General features: G+C 33.0%; 17 protein-coding genes. 7 read left to right on the top strand and 10 right to left on the bottom strand.

Annotated elements, in window-relative coordinates; translation table 11 throughout:
- Positions 1-5: 5 nt before the first annotated feature.
- From mrdA to ES674_RS00180, 6 genes are all read right to left on the bottom strand, one after another.
- A complete protein-coding gene (gene mrdA, locus ES674_RS00205; RefSeq protein ID WP_148401975.1) occupies positions 6-1,937 on the bottom strand; it encodes a penicillin-binding protein 2 in 1,932 nt (643 codons plus the stop codon).
- Complete coding sequence (locus tag ES674_RS00200) at positions 1,937-2,440, bottom strand: rod shape-determining protein MreD (RefSeq protein ID WP_148401974.1); 504 nt, start codon at positions 2,438-2,440, stop codon at positions 1,937-1,939. The genes mrdA and ES674_RS00200 overlap by 1 nt, the downstream gene beginning before the upstream one ends.
- Positions 2,433-3,257 carry a rod shape-determining protein MreC gene (gene mreC, locus ES674_RS00195; RefSeq protein ID WP_148401973.1) on the bottom strand — a complete coding sequence of 275 codons (825 nt, stop codon included), beginning with the start codon at positions 3,255-3,257 and terminating at the stop codon, positions 2,433-2,435. The genes ES674_RS00200 and mreC overlap by 8 nt, the downstream gene beginning before the upstream one ends.
- A gap of 11 nt (positions 3,258-3,268) precedes the next feature.
- Positions 3,269-4,297 carry a rod shape-determining protein gene (locus ES674_RS00190; RefSeq protein ID WP_008637113.1) on the bottom strand — a complete coding sequence of 343 codons (1,029 nt, stop codon included), beginning with the start codon at positions 4,295-4,297 and terminating at the stop codon, positions 3,269-3,271.
- Between the two features lie 235 nt (positions 4,298-4,532).
- Positions 4,533-6,065, bottom strand: a complete 1,533-nt coding sequence (purH, locus tag ES674_RS00185) for a bifunctional phosphoribosylaminoimidazolecarboxamide formyltransferase/IMP cyclohydrolase (protein WP_148401972.1) — start codon at positions 6,063-6,065, stop codon at positions 4,533-4,535.
- Between the two features lie 112 nt (positions 6,066-6,177).
- On the bottom strand, positions 6,178-6,633 hold the full coding sequence (locus ES674_RS00180; RefSeq protein WP_148401971.1) for a GAF domain-containing protein: 456 nt from the start codon (positions 6,631-6,633) through the stop codon (positions 6,178-6,180).
- 94 nt (positions 6,634-6,727) lie between these two features.
- Here ES674_RS00180 and xrtF point away from each other — a divergent pair, with 94 nt between their 5' ends.
- The 7 genes from xrtF (at position 6,728) to ES674_RS00145 (ending at position 11,894) form a co-directional block, all read left to right on the top strand.
- Entirely contained in the window at positions 6,728-7,276 is a 549-nt protein-coding gene (xrtF, locus tag ES674_RS00175; RefSeq protein ID WP_148401970.1) for an exosortase family protein XrtF, read from the top strand.
- On the top strand, positions 7,273-7,707 hold the full coding sequence (locus ES674_RS00170; RefSeq protein ID WP_148401969.1) for an exosortase F system-associated membrane protein: 435 nt from the start codon (positions 7,273-7,275) through the stop codon (positions 7,705-7,707). The genes xrtF and ES674_RS00170 overlap by 4 nt, the downstream gene beginning before the upstream one ends.
- Before the next feature lie 61 nt (positions 7,708-7,768).
- Positions 7,769-8,158, top strand: a complete 390-nt coding sequence (locus ES674_RS00165) for an HYC_CC_PP family protein (protein ID WP_407921649.1) — start codon at positions 7,769-7,771, stop codon at positions 8,156-8,158.
- Between the two features lie 123 nt (positions 8,159-8,281).
- A complete protein-coding gene (locus ES674_RS00160) occupies positions 8,282-8,518 on the top strand; it encodes a heavy-metal-associated domain-containing protein (RefSeq protein ID WP_170233930.1) in 237 nt (78 codons plus the stop codon).
- Positions 8,515-10,752: a TonB-dependent receptor gene (locus ES674_RS00155; protein ID WP_148401966.1), complete on the top strand. Its 2,238-nt coding sequence runs from the start codon at positions 8,515-8,517 to the stop codon at positions 10,750-10,752. The genes ES674_RS00160 and ES674_RS00155 overlap by 4 nt, the downstream gene beginning before the upstream one ends.
- A 55-nt stretch (positions 10,753-10,807) precedes the next feature.
- On the top strand, positions 10,808-11,164 hold the full coding sequence (locus ES674_RS00150) for a heavy-metal-associated domain-containing protein (RefSeq protein ID WP_148401965.1): 357 nt from the start codon (positions 10,808-10,810) through the stop codon (positions 11,162-11,164).
- Positions 11,165-11,687: 523 nt separating this feature from the next.
- Positions 11,688-11,894, top strand: coding sequence for a putative signal transducing protein (locus ES674_RS00145; protein WP_148401964.1), 207 nt, complete (start codon positions 11,688-11,690; stop codon positions 11,892-11,894).
- An 18-nt stretch (positions 11,895-11,912) separates the two neighbouring features.
- Here ES674_RS00145 and ES674_RS00140 read toward each other — a convergent pair whose 3' ends face one another.
- The 4 genes from ES674_RS00140 to ES674_RS00125 all read right to left on the bottom strand — a co-directional run bounded on the left by ES674_RS00140 (position 11,913) and on the right by ES674_RS00125 (position 19,172).
- Positions 11,913-14,267 carry a T9SS type A sorting domain-containing protein gene (locus ES674_RS00140; RefSeq protein ID WP_148401963.1) on the bottom strand — a complete coding sequence of 785 codons (2,355 nt, stop codon included), beginning with the start codon at positions 14,265-14,267 and terminating at the stop codon, positions 11,913-11,915.
- Positions 14,268-14,598: 331 nt separating this feature from the next.
- Positions 14,599-16,950 carry a hypothetical protein gene (locus ES674_RS00135; protein ID WP_148401962.1) on the bottom strand — a complete coding sequence of 784 codons (2,352 nt, stop codon included), beginning with the start codon at positions 16,948-16,950 and terminating at the stop codon, positions 14,599-14,601.
- Positions 16,951-17,145: 195 nt separating this feature from the next.
- Positions 17,146-18,771, bottom strand: a complete 1,626-nt coding sequence (gene groL / locus ES674_RS00130; protein ID WP_148401961.1) for a chaperonin GroEL — start codon at positions 18,769-18,771, stop codon at positions 17,146-17,148.
- 125 nt (positions 18,772-18,896) lie between these two features.
- Positions 18,897-19,172, bottom strand: a complete 276-nt coding sequence (locus tag ES674_RS00125; protein WP_148401960.1) for a co-chaperone GroES — start codon at positions 19,170-19,172, stop codon at positions 18,897-18,899.
- Positions 19,173-19,299: the final 127 nt, after the last annotated feature.

Genomic DNA, 19,299 nt, shown 5'->3' with positions numbered 1-19,299 from the left:
AAAAACTATAGCTTTTTAACTAATTGGCTTTTTAATATTTCTAATTCTTCTGGAGAAATAACTTGATAACCAGCTTCTCTGTTAATTTTGAAAGGTGTTCCAGAAAAAGGTTTTAAGTATTCATCTTCCAAACTATGGGCTAAAATCCAGTTTTCTAAATCGGTTCTTGAAATGTTATCATTGATATATTTCTCAATCATTAAACTAGCTATTCTACCAGCATAAGTAGAACCGTAATGGCCATTTTCAACAAATACGGCAATGGCAATAGTTGGGTTATCTTTAGGGGCAAATGCAATAAATAAAGAGTGATCGGACAGCTGCGTGCGCTTTCCTTGAATGATGGCAAAGTTTTCGGCAGTTCCTGTTTTTCCACAAATTTCTATCCCTGGAACGCGCAAAGATCGGGCTGTTCCATTGTTTTCATAAACATCAAAAAGGCCTTGAACTACGGGTTCAAAATATTTTTTATCTATTGTTGTGTAATTCGGTGTTGTAAATTTCGGATCCTTTTCCTGACTTTCAATACTTTTTATAATATGAGGTGTAAAGTAAAATCCTCTGTTGGCTATTGCGGCAGTCATATTGGCTAAATGAATGGGCGTTACTAAAATTTCACCTTGTCCAATGGAATTGGATATAATAGTTGTAGAACCCCAATTAAAATCGGGATACCATTTATCATAATAGGCACCGTCCGGAATATTTCCTTTTTTCCCGATAGGTAAATCAGTACCTAAATACTGCCCTAATCCAAAACTTTTTACATGGTCGCTCCAAATGTCCATGGATTTGCTAGCATTAGGAAAAAAATCGACACTTTTTCTATATACCGTTGCAAAATAGGAGTTACAGGATTTAGCAATACCAGTTATTAAATCGCGGTTTCCTCCACCACAGTGGCATCCCATAGTTCCACGACGGCCGTATCTATAAACGCCCGAGCAAAACACGTTAGTTTGTGGTGTAATGGCGCCTTCTTGTAAAGCAGTTAATGCAACAATAACTTTAAATGGTGAACCCGGCTCATGAACCCGCAACAGACCTTTGTCTATCAGTGGTAAATGCACACTGTCCCGATATAACTTGGTGTAATTCGCTGAACGCTTTCTGCCTACTAATAAATTAGGATCATAAGATGGGGCTGAAATAAGCGCTAAAATTTCTCCGGTACTAGGTTCAATAGCTACAATACTTCCACGTTTATTGGTCATTAATAACTCACCATAATCTTGCAGCTTTTGATTTATGGTAATGGTGATATCTTTTCCTGGTTTCGGAATAGTATCAAAAGCACCATCTTGATAGGGGCCAATATCTCTGTTGAAGCGATCTTTTTGAATGAATTTAATACCTTTTACACCGCGCAGTTCTTTTTCATAAGATAATTCCACGCCTTGTTTTCCAATTAAATCACCCATTTTATAATAGGGGTTTTCTTCAATTTGGCTTGGACTCGCTTCTGCAATGAATCCTAAAACGTTGGCGCCCACTGCTGTATGATAATCACGCAATAATCGTTTTTGAATATAAAAACCTTCATACTTTCGCATTTTTTCTTGTAAAACGGCATAATCTTCTTTGGAAAGATGCGCTACAAAAACATAAGGTAATCTGGGCGAATAGTTATAAGCGCGTTTATAGGTTTTTATAAATTGTTCTTTGGTGATTTTTAAAAGTGAACAAAATTCTAAAGTATCTAGCGGCTTAACTTCACGCGGAATAACCATGACATCATAAGAAGGCTGATTTCCTACTAGAAGATTATTATCCCTGTCATAAACAAAGCCACGTTTTGGGTAATCATAAACCTTTCTAATGGCATTATCGTCCAGAATATTGTAGCCGTCTGCTGTATAAACTTGCAAATAGAAGAGTCTTCCAATAAAGGTAAGACCTACAAGGATAATTATAAAAAAGAGTAAAAATTGTCGCATTAGGTTTTTCTACTGAATATGATGGTTGCCATTAAACAAAGTATAATAGTGAATATACTTGAGAATAACGTTTTTTGAAGGACTAAAATTATATCTCTTAAGTTAAAAATTTCCAGCGCGAAAAGTATAAAATGATGAATAACGATTAAGATGATAAAATAAATAACTTTCGCGCCAAAATCCACATTTTTAAATTTGATAGTTTGATGCTCATAAACGGAGCCAAAACAAAACTTAAGCACAACTGGTCTAATAAAAGCAATGCTTAAAGCGGCGGCAGCATGTACGCCTCCAGAATCTGAAAAAATGTCGATACCAAGCCCTAAAGCAAAACTAATTAACAGAAAAACCAAACGGTTGTTATTAATGGGAAATAAAAGTATAAACAAAACGTATAAATACGGATTAATATGTCCCAAAAAGTTGATATGGTTTAATACCAAAACTTGCGCTAGCATAAGCACAATAAACTGAACGCTAAATGAGATTGCCGTATTATTCATTGCTTGGTTTTATAAGGCTATTTATCTCACTTTTATCAACGTTTTCAATGATGTAAACATATTCTATGTTGGTCATATCATTAAAAAGTTGAATGTCTACGGTGTAGAAATTTTCGGCAGAATCCAATCTGAAATCTTTAATGGTTCCTACAGGAATTCCTTTCGGGAAAATTATAGAACGTCCGGAAGTAACAATCGTATCACCCTTTTTTAAAGGTGCAATTTTCGAAATTTCATGTAATTGAACAACTTGAGGCGATTTAGTATCCCACATTAAAGATCCAAAATGATTGGTGTTTTTTAATTGAGCACTAATTTTAATATTGGTATTTAAAATAGATAAAACGGTTGCGAATTTATTACTCGTTCTGTCTACAATACCTAAAATTCCTTTTTGAGTAATAACACCGAAATCCTGTTTTAAACTATCACGTTTTCCACGATTTATAAGTAACACGTTGTTTGTTGCTGAATAACTATTTTTAATAACCTGTGCTGGCGTAAATTTATAGTTAACGCCTGAATAGATTGTGTCTGTAATGAAACTACCATTTACGGTGTCATTAGGTGTATAAACTATGGAGCTTAAACGCGCATTTTCTTCCTGTAGAAGTAGATTTTGCGATTTTAAACTAAAATAAATGGACAAATTATTTGTGGAATTATAAATGCCTCCCGTAACAAAATTAGCCGAGTTTATAAATTTACTTTTGTGATATGAATGCGATTGAATGGTGAAAACAATGGCAATAGAAAGCAGGAATAAGTACAACAAAAAAGTTTTGTTTCTTAAAAAGAATTTAATGATTTGTTGCATGACCTAAATGGCTATTTTATCAAAATGCTTTTAAATTTCGATAAATTCTTCAATGTAATTCCTGTTCCACGAACAACGGCACGTAATGGATCTTCAGCAATATATACTGGTAAATCTGTTTTTTGAGACAAACGCTTGTCCAAACCACGTAACATAGAACCTCCACCTGCAAGATAAATACCGGTATTATAAATATCGGCAGCTAATTCTGGAGGTGTTTGAGATAATGTTTCCATTACAGCATCTTCAATTCGTAAAATAGATTTATCTAATGCTTTAGCAATTTCACGGTAGGAAATTTGCACTTGTTTTGGCTTCCCAGTTAGTAAATCACGACCCTGAACACTCATGTCTTCTGGAGGCAATTCTAAATCTTCAGTAGCAGCACCAATTTGAATTTTTATTTTTTCAGCTGTACGTTCACCCACATATAAGTTATGTTGTGTACGCATGTAATAAATGATATCGTTTGTAAAAACATCACCTGCAATTTTAACAGATTTATCACAAACAATGCCGCCTAAAGCTATGACAGCAATTTCAGTAGTACCACCACCTATATCAACAATCATGTTCCCTTTAGGTTGCATAATATCTACGCCAATACCAATAGCCGCGGCCATAGGTTCATGTATTAAATAGACTTCTTTACCATTAACACGCTCACAAGATTCTTTTACAGCACGCATTTCAACCTCTGTAATTCCTGAAGGAATACAAACAACCATACGCAAAGATGGCGGAAATAATTTTTTCTTTAAAGCAGGAATATTTTTAATGAACATACTAATCATTTGTTCACTGGCATCAAAATCCGCAATTACACCATCTTTCAGTGGCCTAACTGTTTTTATGTTTTCATGCGTTTTACCTTGCATTAAGCTGGCTTCTTTTCCAACAGCAATTATTTTTCCAGAAATTCTATCGCGTGCAACAATAGATGGACTGTCTACAACTACTTTATCATTGTGAATAATTAGTGTGTTTGCAGTTCCCAAATCTATGGCAATTTCTTCGGTTAAGAAGTCAAAAAATCCCATGCGTTTCAGAGGTGTATTAAAGGGTTGTTAATCAATTCTTGTAAATGTAATAAAAGTTTAGGCAATTATTATGATTGGTATTCTTTTTGAGTTTTTTTTATTTATAATTATTTTCTTACAACTTCTTGTTGTTAAACCACTTTTCACACTAACTGAAAATGCTGATGAAAAGTGGCTTTAAATATTATAAGAGATTCCCGAGAGATTCTCATGATATCCCACCTTAGTGAGGATTTTAATGTTTAAAATGACGTGTTCCTGTAAATACCATAGAAACATTATGAGCATTGCAATAGTCCACACTTAATTCATCTTTTATAGATCCTCCTGGTTGAATTACTGCTGAAATCCCTACGTTATCTGCTATTTCAACACAATCTGGAAACGGAAAAAAGGCATCACTAGCCATAACAGATCCTTTTAAATTGAATTTAAAAGATTGTGCTTTATGTATAGCTTGATTTAAAGCGTCTACACGACTTGTTTGTCCAGTTCCACTTGCACATAATTGTTTGTTTTTAACTAGCACAATTGTATTGGATTTGGTATGCTTGCAGATTTTTGATGCAAATATCAAGTCCTCTAACTCACTTTGATTTGGTTTATTGTTGGTAGCATAGGTTAAATTTTCAATGCTGTCTGTTAAACCGTCGCGATCTTGAACTAAAACACCATTTAAACAGGTTCTAACCGTAGTTTTTGGCAATTCAATTTCATTTTGAATTAATAAAATACGATTCTTTTTACCTTTTAAAACGTTTAAAGCGGTTTCAGAATATGAAGGCGCAATGACAACTTCACAAAATAAACTATGAATTTCATTTGCTGTTGATTCGTCAATTTCCGAATTGCTAATTAAAATTCCACCAAATGCCGAAACTGGATCGCCAGCTAATGCATCTGTATACGCTGATTTCACCGTATCTCTTTGTGCAAAACCACAAGCATTATTGTGTTTTAAAATAGCAAACGTTGGTGCTTCACCTTTAAATTCGTTCATTAAATTCACAGCAGCATCTACATCTAATAAGTTGTTGTAGCTTAATTCTTTTCCGTGAAGTTTGGTGAACATGGCATCAAAATCGCCAAAGAAATAACCTTTTTGATGTGGGTTTTCGCCATAACGCAATGTTTGACCATCCGTTTCACTTAATTTGAAACTTGCTATTTCTTTATCTTGATTGAAATAATTAAAAATAGCCGAATCGTAATGAGATGAAACATTAAAAGATTTAGCCGCAAAACGTTTACGGTCTTCTTCAGATGTTTCGCCATTTTTAGATTCTAATAATTCTAAAAATTCCTTGTAATCGTTAACTGAAGCAACACAAACTACATCAGCGTAATTTTTAGCGGCTGCTCGAATAAGAGAAATACCGCCAATATCAATTTTTTCAATTATATCCTGGGCGCTAGCTCCCGAAGCGACTGTTTTTTCAAATGGATATAAATCTACAATTACCAGGTCAATTTGAGGAATACCGAATTCTTCTAATTCAGCCACATCACTTTCGTTGTTTTGTCTGTTTAAAATACCACCAAAAACTTTAGGATGTAATGTTTTTACGCGGCCACCAAGAATAGAAGGGTAGGAGGTTACATCTTCAACAGGAACAACAGGAATGCCTAAATCCTTAATGAATTTCTCAGTGCCACCTGTGGAATATAAAGTAACGTTTTGTTCGTGTAATTTTTTTACAATAGGCGCTAATCCGTCTTTACTGAAAACAGAAATTAAGGCCGATTTAATAGTTTTTGTAGTATTCATTTCAGTTGTGTTGTTTTATGGGTGCAAAAGTAGGCAAATACATTAAAAAAAGCGGTTGTGTTTTTGCATAAAACACCACTGTTTTTCAACTTAAAAAAGAAGTTATTAACAACTATAAAATTGAAGCTGCTTTTTTACATACAAACTCCAAAAAACGTTCGTCCATATCTGTGAAAGGATCTGCTGTATTTGAATCGATATCAATTTGTCCAATGTTCTGATTATTGACAAAAATTGGCACGACAATTTCAGCTTTAACAGTAATACTACAGGCAATATAGTTATCTTGAGCAGAAACGTCCGGCACCACAAAATTTTTATTGCTAATAGCAACTTGGCCGCAAATACCTTTTCCAAAAGGAATAATTACATGATCTGTAGGTTCACCAACGTAAGGGCCTAGCTTTAGTTCATTTTTATCGCCATTTTTAAAATAAAAACCAACCCAATTGTAATAGGGAACTCTATGTTCTAAAAGAGCGCAAACCTCTAATAGTCTTTGGTTTACGGTTTTTTCAGTTTGCTCAACAATAGCAGTAACAGCAGGTTTTAATTCTTGAAGTGTCATTAGTTATCAAAGTTTCGGTAAAAGTATTTAAATTGCAGTGATTTTTAACAGACAATTTGAATAACTTTAACAGTGAAATCCTTAAAAATTTATAGTGAAAAAATTACTTGTGAAATATAAGTCCGTATTGAAGTTTATTATCACATTTTTGGTGGTTTATGCGGTGTTAACTTTTTCATATTCATTTTATTTAGAACTTTCAACGGGAGAAAAATATTACCCGGATTATATGACGCATTTGGTAGCGCAACAAAGCGCCGATATGTTAGAAACATTGGGTTATAATTCAGAAGTGATTCCGCACCCTAAAGAAGCTTCTATGAAGCTTATAATTAATGACAAATTTGTAGCTCGGGTTATTGAAGGTTGCAATTCTATAAGCGTCATAATTTTATTTATTTCCTTTATTCTAGGGTTTTCGGGACGCTTTAAAATTACGGCCATTTATATTTTGGCAGGAAGTGTTTTACTTTATGTGGCCAATTTGGTTCGTGTGGTGATACTTTCCATAGGTTTATATCATTATCCTTGGCGTAAAGATATTTTGCACACCGTAATTTTTCCCGCTATTATTTATGGAATGGTTTGTTTGCTTTGGGTAATTTGGGTTAATCGGTTTTCGTTTATAGCTTCCAAAAAATGAATAAAGCATTATCCTATATATCCGTCGGTTTTTTAGGTGTTTTACTCGTTTTGATTCGGGTTTATGAAGAGCAGCTATTCTACGATCCATTTCTCACGTTTTTTCAAAATGATTATTTGTACATCGATTCACCAAGACGCGAAGTTTTAAAATTAACAGCCTTCACCAGCCTGCGATATTTATTAAATACTGTTTTGTCTTTAGGTATTTTATTCGCGTTGTTTAAAGATTTTGGTATTGTTAAATTTTCGGCCATTATTTATGGGTTTGCTTACATAATTCTTATTGCACTTTTTCTTTATTTTGTAATTCATCCGGATCAGGAGGATTATTACCTCTTTTTTAATTTACGACGTTTTTTAATTCAGCCGCTTATTTTGCTGTTATTGATTCCAGCATTTTACTATTATAAAAAGCGCTTACAAGGATAATCTTTATTTTACACTATAGTTTATCATGTATTTTTTGTAAATTTGAACTGTGTTAAAAAAAATGGTGCATAAAGTGTTTTCTGCGAACATGGCTTTATTAGTCTTGTTTTCAACCGTTTCTTTTACGGTTGAAAAACATTTCTGTGGTGATGTTTTAATTGACACGTCTATTTTTAATTCTGCTGAAAAATGCACGCCTGATAATGCGGAAGTGAAAACAGCAGTGGATTGCTGTAAAGACATCTTGGACATTATTAAAGGTCAAGATGAATTAAGTGTGAAGGCATTACAAGATTTAGATTTTGATCATCAACTTTTTTTAAGCACATTAACCTATTCGTATTTAAATTTATTTGAAGGACTTCCAGAATTGGTTGTGCCTCATCAAAATTATTCTCCCCCTAATTTGATTGCAGATATACAGATTCTGGATCAGGTTTTCATTATTTGATTTTTTTTAACGCTACTTTTTTAGACTTTTTTTTAGTTTGAAAACGGTGTATATATTTTGTGTTCACATGCTGAATGGCTGTGAATGCGACTCACAAATTCGTTAAATTTTAATCACTATATAATGATAGATACATATACTATTTCGGGTATGACTTGCAGTGGCTGTAAAAAATCAGTTGAAGAAGCTTTACTTAAATTGGAAGCTATTGATGCTGTAAACATAAATCTTGAAACTGCCGAAGCAAAAATCACCATGAACAAAAAGGTGGAAATGGCTATTCTTCAAGATGCGCTTTCCGGTTCATACACCATTTCAAAAAAAGAAAAGTCTCATATTTTTAAACGTTTTAAAATATGAAAAAGCTGCTAATTATTTTAGGCCTTTTGCCTTTTGTTAGTTTTTCACAAAACGAGATTCAAGGTGTTATTTTAGAAGTAAATGAACAAAAAAAAGAAACTCCTATAACGGGTGCCAATGTGTATTGGTTAAACACGGCAGTTGGAGCAGTTACGGATTTTGATGGAAAATTCACCATTCCGTATCAACCTGATTATAAGAAACTCGTTGTTAGTTATGTTGGCTATAAAACGGATACCTTAACTGTAAATTCATTCAAACCTATCCTACATTTTCTGCAATCAACTAGCAATTTAGATGAGGTTATAGTAACCTCTAGAAAGCAAGCCACAGCAAAGTCCTATTTACAATCGGCCAATGTTATGATGGTAAGTAGTGACGAATTGCTAAAGGCAGCCTGTTGTAATTTATCTGAAAGTTTTGAAACCAATCCGTCAATTGATGTCAACTTTGCTGATGCGGTTTCAGGAACAAAGCAAATTAAAATGTTGGGTTTAACAACACCTTATATTTTAATTGCTACTGAAAATATTCCATCCGTTCGTGGCGCAGCTCAAGCTTATGGTTTAAGTTTTATTCCAGGAACTTGGGTAGAAAGTATTCAAATAACTAAAGGTGCTGGAAGTGTTGTAAACGGTTATGAAAGCATTGCAGGGCAAATAAATGCGGAATTGGTAAAACCATCAACCGATAAAAAACTCTTCGTTAATTTATATGGCGGAAGTAATGAACGCTTGGAATTAAACACCCATTTTAACACTAAAGTAAGTAATAGATGGGATACTGGTTTATATGTTCACGGTAGTACGCAGAATAAGAAACATGATAATAACGGTGATAATTTTATGGATATGCCAATCTACGATCAAATTAATTTAATGAATCGTTGGCAATACACGAATCCAGAAAAGGGCTTTGTTAGTTTTATTAATTTGAAGTATTTAAATGATGCCAAACAATCGGGTGAAATAAATTTCAATCCAAACACCGATAAGGGCACTACCAATGCTTGGGGAAGCAAAATTAATACCGAACGTTTTGAGGTTTCCGCAAAATTAGGCTATGTTAATCCCGAAATACCTTATCAAAGTATTGGCGTGCAAACCGCGTTTAGTAGACATGATCAGGATTCGTATTTTGGCTTGAATCAATATGATATTGTTCACAATAGTTTATATGCAAATGTTATTTACAACACGTTAATTGGTGATACGCGACACAAAGTTAAAACGGGTTTAACCTACGCTTATGATGATTATGATGAAATGGTAAACACGCAAGATTATAAGCGAATTGAATCTTCTGTTGGTGCTTTTTTTGAATATAATTATGACAATTTAGATAATCTGAACCTAACGGCTGGAATACGCGTAGATCAGCATAATTTATTTGGGTTTTTTGTAACACCAAGATTGCATCTACGCTATACGCCATGGGAGAAATCTGCTTTTAGAGCATCTATTGGACGCGGAAAACGAAGCGCCAATATTTTTACTGAAAATCAGCAAATATTTGCCACGTCTAGAACTATCAATATTTTAAATACAGGCGGCGATATTTACGGATTGGACCCAGAAATTGCATGGAATTATGGTGTTTCTTTTTTACAAGGCTTTAATTTGTTTGGTAAAAAGGGCGACTTAATTATCGATTATTACCGCACTAATTTTAAAAATCAAATTGTTGTAGATTATGAAAATCCGTTGGCTGTAAGCTTCTATAATTTAGAAGGCGAAAGTTATGCCAATAGTTTTCAAGCAGAAATTGGGTATAACCTATTCAAAGATTTTGATTTACGCTTGGCCTATAAGTTTTATGATGTAAAAACGACCTATCAAACTGGTAAGTTAGAAAATCCATTAACACCTAAACATCGTTTATTTGCCAATGCAGGCTATGAAACGAATTTGAAAGACAAAGGTGCGCATTGGAAATTCGATGCTACTTATAACTGGTTAGGAAAACAACGATTTTCATCAACACGAAGCAATCCGTTAGTATATCAATTACCAGATTATACACCAACCGTAGGAACTTTAAATTTGCAAGTAACCAAAGTATTTTCACCTAAATTTGAAGTATATTTAGGTGGCGAAAACGTAACAAATGTGCGCCAGGACAATCCTATTTTAGCCGCAGATGATCCTTTTGGAGCGAATTTTGATTCCACATTTGTTTACGGTCCTGTTTTTGGTAGTATGTATTATGCGGGATTACGATTTAAAATTAATTAAGAATTATATATAATAATAGAATTTCTGCCATTGCAGAATTCATAAAAACAAGAAAATGAAAAAATTAGGAATTGTATTTATAATGCTTTTTGGCTTAATGGCTTTTTCACAAGATAAAAACGCCAGAGCATCTATAGAAGTGGACGGCGTTTGTACTATGTGTAAAGAACGTATAGAGAAGGCTTGTATTAGAACTAAAGGTGTGAAATCGGCTGTATGGAGCGTTGAAACTCATGAATTAAAATTGATTTATGATGCCCGCAAAACAGATTTAAAAACTATTAATCAAAGTATTGCGGATGTTGGTCATGATACGAAAGAAATAGTAGCAAGTGATGTTGCTTACAATAGTCTTCATGCCTGTTGTTTATATAGAGATGATGTGGTCAAAGAAGACCACAAAGAGAAGTAATATTCTCTAAATTAGTTACAAAAAAACCCATACCACTCGTTTGGGTTTTTTTATGTGCCTTTTAACTTTTTTATCTTTAAAAAATACAGTGAAAGTTACATGTTGAACCTAGAGAAAAAATGAAGATAAAAAATATATATATTCTGTTCATAACAATCCTGAATGTCTACTATTCCCTGTTGTGGTTATGGATATTAAATACTTATTCTGGTCATCAAGAAAGAGTTCAGGTTTTTTTAGACTTGTTTATTTTAACCGAAGATATAACGCCTCTAAATATTTTATTGGCTGGTTTGACAGGTATTTCTTTATGCCTCGCCTTATATAGGTTTAAACGGAAAATATTTTTAGTCAGTATTATAATTCACATAATGTTCTTACTATTCCTGATGTGGTCTTACTTATAAAAACTTTTTTTAAGCAAGAATTAATGAGTTAGGAAATTTCAGGTTATGTTGAAACTTTAATAGGGATTATTTCCATTTAAATAACTAACTTACTTATCATTTAAAAAAAGAAAACTATGTCCAGAAAGTTAATATTATATAGCAATTCCCAAGTGCAGGCTTCGGGTGTTAAAAATGCATTAGATGAAGCGCAGATTGCATATTTCGAAATCAATAAGTCCGATTCTTCCTATCCTGGAATTTTAGGTCAGATTGAAATTTACGTAGAAGAAGCCGATGAAGCCAAAGCGTTACTTACTATTGAAGACTTAATAAACAACTAATTCTCTTTTACTTTTAGGTTATTTTAATTGAATAGATTCAACTTTCGAAATCAAACTGCCATCTTCACTCATGCCTTCAATATAAAGGTTTACGGACTCATAGAAGTAGTTTGGTACCTTAAAAACAAACTCACCATTTTCATTAGCTTCTACATTAGAAATCCAATTTAAAACACCTAATTTAGAAAATATTTCACGCTTGGAAGTATTGTATAAAGGGGAGTAGTAGCTTTTAGGTGCAGAAAACCCAATTTTGATATCGTTACTAATAAAGTTGCTATTTAGTCTACTTTTAGAGGTTCCTCCACCTTTTTTAAATATATTTATAGTTCCACCTGAACCATCTATTCCATAACCAGTTTTCGCAATATATAATTCTTCAACATCGGAAACTGTTAAATGAAAAATCAGGTATAACTGGCCTGAAACAAGAACGCCATCTAAATATACCTCCGGGCTTAACCTTCCTTGTAAATTTGGGCTCCGTCTAGCCAAAATTGTAATGTTTTCTCCGCCTCTATCTATAATATCAAATCCGTTACTCCCTATTACTTCTAGTATTCTAGTGGAAAAGGAATAAACCGTTTTTAAATCTATGTTGCGATTATTAACACCACCAGTCGGCATAAATTTTTCTTTTTTCTCATATTTTTTAACATCCAACATAACGGTGTCTAATTCTGTAAAAGAATCATCATATATAAAATCAGTGTTGTTAACTACTAATTTTATTTGCTTCTTCTTTGCCTTCTCTGTGTTAATGGAGTCCACAATGTAGGTTGGATACAGATTATAATAAACTTTAGGATTTATTAATTTATCTTTTTTGTTTTTAGCACTTAAAGATAAGATGGCATCATTGGTTAAAAATAAACGATCAAAACTAAACAACGAATCTTTTACATCTGCCGTCAACATGATTTCGTTTTTTGGTGAGAAAAGTACCATTTCTTTGAAATCACTAACATTTTCATCATCAACTTTTCCTTGTAATTGAAAACCAGCTTCAAAAGCATATTTATCAATTTGCGGTTTATTGAAAATGTCTTGCCATTCATAGCGACTCCAACCTTGTGTAAGAAGCAATAAATCTAAATTATAATTTGTTTTACTATCATTACTTGTAAAATAGGCTCTCGCGTTTTCAATATCTCCTTTTATATAGGGTTTCAATAGAAATGCAGAAATAATGGTATTATTGCTGCTGTAGGATTCTGTAGACGTTGGTAAAACCGATACACTTATTGTTTTTTTAAGTCTGTTTGCTTTGCTAGACTTTAAGCGAATTTGTGTAGAATCATTTCCGACCTTTTTACCTAAAAGAGACATGTCTTCCGTTAAGTTTTCTGTCTTATGAAAGACCAAGCGTTCTAATATTGCTTGATCTTTTTCATTAAAAACCGTTAAAATATTCATACCACTATATAATTCTTGTTTCGGAACCGCTAAGGTGTAATCTAAAGTTTCGGCCTCAAATCTTATGTCAATTTTTTTAAGAAGCCCATCACGATGAATCAATAAATAGTGCGGTTTATCTAATAAATAAGGCAATGTTTTTTTGTTCGTTTTTATAATTATAAATAACATGTTTTGGTTAAGTGTATTTACAGATAAGGCTAAACCTATTGCTTCAGGTTTCGCTATTTTTTCTGTAATTATAGACCCATCGTCAACTGTAGCTTCCACATAATAAGATTCGTTTTCAGAAAGGATTACGCTAAATTTCCCAATACCAAATTCATTGCTCTCAAATGTAGAGATTGTGTTTTTCTTACTATCTAAAACTTTTCCAGACTTTATAATTAATGGTTCTCCATTAGCGTTCCTGGCTTTAAATCCAATGGTATTTTTAGTGTTTTCTAACAAATGTCCGCCTTCTGGTAAAAGTTGGAAATCATATTTCTGATCTGTTTTTTCAACGCTATTAAAATCTGTTTCAGATCCTAAAACTTCGAATTGTTGCAAACTGTAATTGGGATCATTAAAGTTTTTCATCCAATTGGTACTTACTTTTAAAAAATATATTCCAGGCTCATAATTTTCTTTTAAGTTGAAATTTCCATGGGTGACACCATTTTCGGCATAATATATTTTCTTCTCTACTAATTGACCATCAGCGTTGTAAATACTTGCGTAAACATTGGACGTCGTTATATAAGGTTTTTGAGTCTGCGTATTATAAATGTAACTTTTAAACCATAGTTCTTCAGATTTTAAATATTTTGATTTATTTACCTGCGTATAAATGGTTTCAGGTTGTAAGTTGAAGTAATTGAGGTATTTATTTTCTACTGAATCAGATTTTGGGTTCTGGGCTATTCCCGAGGTAGAACAAAGCACGGATAGGCATAAAAGCAGAAAATTCTTAATCATAATTGGCGTTTTAATTTGTAAACGAGGTGTTTATGAATTTGAATATAGTGTTTTTAAATAAAATATAAGTAAGAAAATTCAGATAAAAAATTTATTGCTAGATTGCAAAACAAAAAACCAGTACAGTTTCTTGAGATGCTTTTGTTCTAATTTCCTTTCTCTAAATAGCAATTCACTAAAGCATTCAAGTAATGAAACCAATAGAGGAAATAATCTAAACGATCTTAAAAAGAACTCATCAATTTCAAATTTATGTAGAAGAGTCCAGTTAAACCAAAGCTTTGCTACTTATAGAATTCTATTAAACAACTAATTCAAATTTGGTTATTTTTTATTTTAATTGAATGGTTTCCACTTTCGAAATTAGACGGCCATCCTCTGTCATGCCTTCAATATATAAGTTTATAGCATCATAAAAGTAATTGGGTACCTTAAATATATACTCACCGTTGGAATTAGCGGATACATTTGGAATCCAATTTAAAACACCTAATTTTGAAAAAACTTCACGTTTGGAAGTATTATATAAAGGCGAATAGTAACTTTTAGGTTCCGAATATCCCAGTTTAATTTCGTTGCTATTAAAATTACCCTTGAATTTTCTATTTGAGTTCCCACCTACTTTTCTAAATATATTAATAGTGCCGCCAGCGCCATCCATACCATAGCCAGTTTTTGCAACATACAATTCTTCAACCTCGCCAACAGTTAAATTCTGAATCAAGTCTAACTGATCCGACACTACCATGCCATCCAAATAAATTTGCGGTCGCAATTGGCCTTGTAGGTTCGTGCCGCGTCTAGAAAGAATTTTAACTTCAATTCCACTTTCCATAACATCAAAACCATTGCTTCTAATGACATCTATAATTCTTGTGGAAAAAGAATACATGATTTGTAAATCTATTGCGCGATTATTAACGCCACCAGTTGCCATAAATTTTTCCTTTTTCTCGTATTTCTTTACGGAAAGCATAATAGTATCAAGTTCGGTGATGGAATCATCATAAATAAAACTCTCGTTTTTTCCAGTAATTTTTACGGGTTGCTTTAGTACATTTTTAGTTTCAATGGAATCTAAAACAAAGTTTGGATATATATTATAATAGACTTGTGGGTTTATTAATTTTCCTTTCTTGGTTTTAGCACTTAAGGAAACGATAGAGTTGTTCATTAAGGATAAGTTTTCAAAGCTGAAATAAGAATCTTTAACATCTGAAGTTAGCATCAATTCATTTTTAGCCGAAAACAGTACGACCTCTTTATAATCTTCAGCGTCTGCATTATTAATTTTCCCTTGAAGTTGGAAACCGGCTTCAAAATTATATTTCGCTATTTGAGGGGAATAGAAAATATTTCGCCATTCATAACGACTCCAGCCTTGCGTAATAAGCAGTAAGTCTAAATTATAATCAGTTTTTCTATCAGAATTCAAAAAATAAGCATTCGGATTTTCTATAGGTCCTTTAATATAAGGCTTTAGTAAAAATCCAGACGTTATGGTGTTATTGGTATTGTAGGCTCCAGTTAAGGCAGGTAAAACGGACACACTTATGCTTTTTTTAAGAGTATTACTTTTGTTGGTAATTAAGCGAATTTGTGTAGAATCATAACCAACATCTTTTCCTAAAAAAGAAATATCTTCTATTAAATTTTCAGTTTTATGAAATATTAATCGTTCTAAAACGGCTTGGTTTTTCTCATTAAACACCGTTAAAATATTCATGCCACTATATAAATCTTGTTTTGGAACGGCTATGGTATACTCTAAAGTCTCTGCTTTAAATTTAATGTCAATTTTTTTAAGAAGTCCGTCTCTATGTATCAATAAATTATAGGACTTATCTAACAAATAAGGCAGCGTTTTTGTGTTGGTTTTGATACTTATAAATACTGTATTTTGGTTCAAAGTATTTACGGACATGGTTAAACCAATCACGTCTGCTTTAGGAATTATTTGATTGATTATAGATTCATCTTCCAAAGTAGCTTCAACCGAATAGGTCTGGTTTTCAGAAATTAATAAACTAAATTTTCCGATGCCAAATTCATTACTTTTAAAAGTGGAAACTGTGTTTTTCTGGCTATCTAATACTTTTCCAGAGGTAATAAGAAGTGGATTCCCATTGACGTCCATAGCTTTAAAGCCAATACTATTAGTAGCATTTAATAATAAGTGGCCACCTTCAGGTAGTAATTGGAAGTCGTGCTTTTCAGTGGTTTCTTCAGTATATTCTGATGAACTACTATCTCCTAAAATTTCAAATTGATCTAAACTATAATAAGGTTCATTAAAATTCTTCATCCAATTGGTAGATATCTTTAAAAAGTAAATACCAGGTTCATATTTTTCTTTTAGGCTGAAACTCCCATGAGTCACGCCGTCTTCGGCATAGTAAATTTGTTTATCCATTAAGTGTCCATCTACATCATAAATACTGGCGTAAACGTTACTAGTGGTTAAATAGGGTTTTTGGGTATGTGTATTGTAAATGTAACTTTTAAACCAAAGTTCCTCTAAATTTAAATATTTGGTTTTATTTATTTGCGTGTAAATGGTTTCAGGCCTTAATTTAAAATAATCTAAATAAGCTTTTTCAACAAAATCGAATTCTGGATTTTGTGCCATTCCAGAGGAAAAGCAAAGTAAGATTAGGGATAAAATAAATAAATTTTTAATCATTTTTTTGAATTAAAGTTAACAGTTACGTATTTGAGGATGAAATATAATATTTTCTGGAATTAACAGAAAACGGTTTTCCTTTAAATTCATTTTTTTTGTTTGAAAACGGCATGTAAACCTGACATAAATAAAAAAAAACGCCTCAAATTTTTGAGGCGTTTTTACTATAAATTTATAATTCGAAGATTTTTCGACTTACATCATACCTGGCATACCGCCGCCCATTGGCATAGCAGCAGCATCTTCTTTAATATCAATTAAAGCGCATTCTGTTGTTAAAATCATTCCTGCAACCGATGCAGCATTTTCTAATGCTATACGTGTTACTTTTTTAGGATCTATAATTCCAGCTTTCATCATATCTACATAGGTTTCTGTTTTTGCATCAAAACCGAAGTCTTTTTTGCCTTCTAGAACTTTTGCAATTACAACGCTACCTTCACCACCTGCATTTTCAACAATAGTTCTTAAAGGTGCTTCAATAGCGCGTGCTATAATTTGAATCCCTGTAAGTTCATCTAGATTAACACCTGTTAATTTTTCAAGTAAGCCTTTTGCTCTTACTAGCGCCACGCCACCACCGGCAACAATACCTTCTTCAACAGCTGCTCTAGTAGCGTGAAGTGCATCATCTACACGGTCTTTTTTCTCTTTCATCTCTACTTCACTAGCAGCACCAACGTAAAGAACAGCAACACCTCCAGCTAATTTAGCTAAACGTTCTTGAAGTTTCTCCTTGTCATAATCACTAGTGGTTGTTTCAATTTGAGCTTTAATTTGGTTTACACGTGTTTTGATATCATTAGCGTCACCAGAACCATTTACAATAGTTGTTGTGTCTTTATCAATTGTTACTGTTTCTGCAGTACCTAACATGGTTAAATCGGCATTTTCTAATGAAAAACCGCGTTCTTCAGAAATAACAATACCTCCAGTTAAAATAGCAATATCTTCTAACATCGCTTTACGTCTGTCTCCAAAACCTGGTGCTTTAACAGCAGCAATTTTTAATCCACCACGTAATTTATTTACGACTAAAGTAGCAAGGGCTTGACCTTCTACATCTTCAGCAATAATTAATAAAGGTCTTCCAGATTGAGCAACTGGCTCTAAAATTGGAAGAATCTCTTGTAAGTTCGAAATTTTCTTGTCGAATAATAAAATGTATGGATTTTCTAAATCGGCAACCATTTTATCAGAATCTGTAACAAAATAAGGTGATAAATAACCTCTGTCAAACTGCATACCTTCTACAACATCTACATAGGTATCTGTTCCTTTAGCTTCTTCAACCGTAATAACACCTTCTTTTCCTACTTTGTTGAAAGCTATAGCGATCAAATCTCCAATAGTTTCATCGTTATTAGCAGAAATAGATGCAATCTGCTTTATTTTTTCAGAAGAGTTTCCAACTTGTTTTGCTTGTTTAGCAAGGTCTTCAACTATAGCTGCAACAGCTTTGTCAATTCCACGTTTTAAATCCATTGGGTTTGCACCAGCGGCAACGTTTCTTAGGCCTTCTTTTACAATGGCTTGCGCTAAAACAGTAGCGGTAGTTGTGCCATCACCAGCTAAATCGTTGGTTCTGCTTGCTACTTCTTTTACCATTTGAGCACCCATATTTTCAAGCGGATCTTCAAGTTCTATTTCTTTTGCAACCGTTACACCATCTTTAGTAACTTGTGGTGCACCAAAGCTTCTACTGATGATTACGTTACGACCTTTTGGTCCTAATGTTACTTTTACTGCGTTCGCTAATGCATCCACACCACGTCTTAAACCGTCGCGTGCATCAATATCAAATTTTATGTCTTTTGCCATAATGAAAAATTATTTTTAAAATTTTTAAATTCCAAAACCCAAAGACTAAAATTCCAAAAAGGAATTCGAGTATCTCAATTTAAAATGTTTGGAATTTTATTTTTGTTGTTTTTGAAAATTTGCAATTAGATTATTGCCAGAATATCACTTTCACGCATTATTAGGTAATCTTTACCTTCTAATTTTAATTCTGTTCCAGCATATTTACCATAAAGTACGGTATCGCCAACTTTTACTGTCACAGGCTCGTCTTTGGTGCCTTTTCCAGCTGCCATAACTTTACCTTGTTGTGGTTTTTCTTTGGCGTTATCAGGAATAATAATTCCAGATGCTGTTTTAGTTTCAGCCGCTTCTGGTTCAATAAGAACACGATCTGCTAATGGTTTAATTTTTAATGCCATTTTTATGTTGTTTTATTATTTATAAAATTGTTTAGTGCTTAAGACAGTACTAAAAATGTGCCAATAGCTATATACTGACAAAATTACACGGTGAGATTTTTGGGCACAAAAAAAGCCAACTGAAAAG

This window comes from Bizionia myxarmorum, from assembly GCF_008086205.1.
In the GTDB taxonomy this organism is placed as follows: Bacteria; Bacteroidota; Bacteroidia; order Flavobacteriales; family Flavobacteriaceae; genus Algorimicrobium; species Algorimicrobium myxarmorum.
This window is presented reverse-complemented; position numbering and strand designations above follow the sequence as displayed.

What these genes read in the sequence shown, in the direction of transcription:
- mrdA (WP_148401975.1), bottom strand. Translation starts at nt 1,937, where the DNA reads ATGCGACAATTTTTACTCTTTTTTATAATTATCCTTGTAGGTCTTACC.
- ES674_RS00200 (WP_148401974.1), bottom strand. Translation starts at nt 2,440, where the DNA reads ATGAATAATACGGCAATCTCATTTAGCGTTCAGTTTATTGTGCTTATG.
- mreC (WP_148401973.1), bottom strand. Translation starts at nt 3,257, where the DNA reads ATGCAACAAATCATTAAATTCTTTTTAAGAAACAAAACTTTTTTGTTG.
- ES674_RS00190 (WP_008637113.1), bottom strand. Translation starts at nt 4,297, where the DNA reads ATGGGATTTTTTGACTTCTTAACCGAAGAAATTGCCATAGATTTGGGA.
- purH (WP_148401972.1), bottom strand. Translation starts at nt 6,065, where the DNA reads ATGAATACTACAAAAACTATTAAATCGGCCTTAATTTCTGTTTTCAGT.
- ES674_RS00180 (WP_148401971.1), bottom strand. Translation starts at nt 6,633, where the DNA reads ATGACACTTCAAGAATTAAAACCTGCTGTTACTGCTATTGTTGAGCAA.
- ES674_RS00170 (WP_148401969.1), top strand. Translation starts at nt 7,273, where the DNA reads ATGAATAAAGCATTATCCTATATATCCGTCGGTTTTTTAGGTGTTTTA.
- ES674_RS00165 (WP_407921649.1), top strand. Translation starts at nt 7,769, where the DNA reads ATGGTGCATAAAGTGTTTTCTGCGAACATGGCTTTATTAGTCTTGTTT.
- ES674_RS00160 (WP_170233930.1), top strand. Translation starts at nt 8,282, where the DNA reads ATGATAGATACATATACTATTTCGGGTATGACTTGCAGTGGCTGTAAA.
- ES674_RS00155 (WP_148401966.1), top strand. Translation starts at nt 8,515, where the DNA reads ATGAAAAAGCTGCTAATTATTTTAGGCCTTTTGCCTTTTGTTAGTTTT.
- ES674_RS00150 (WP_148401965.1), top strand. Translation starts at nt 10,808, where the DNA reads ATGAAAAAATTAGGAATTGTATTTATAATGCTTTTTGGCTTAATGGCT.
- ES674_RS00145 (WP_148401964.1), top strand. Translation starts at nt 11,688, where the DNA reads ATGTCCAGAAAGTTAATATTATATAGCAATTCCCAAGTGCAGGCTTCG.
- ES674_RS00140 (WP_148401963.1), bottom strand. Translation starts at nt 14,267, where the DNA reads ATGATTAAGAATTTTCTGCTTTTATGCCTATCCGTGCTTTGTTCTACC.
- ES674_RS00135 (WP_148401962.1), bottom strand. Translation starts at nt 16,950, where the DNA reads ATGATTAAAAATTTATTTATTTTATCCCTAATCTTACTTTGCTTTTCC.
- groL (WP_148401961.1), bottom strand. Translation starts at nt 18,771, where the DNA reads ATGGCAAAAGACATAAAATTTGATATTGATGCACGCGACGGTTTAAGA.
- ES674_RS00125 (WP_148401960.1), bottom strand. Translation starts at nt 19,172, where the DNA reads ATGGCATTAAAAATTAAACCATTAGCAGATCGTGTTCTTATTGAACCA.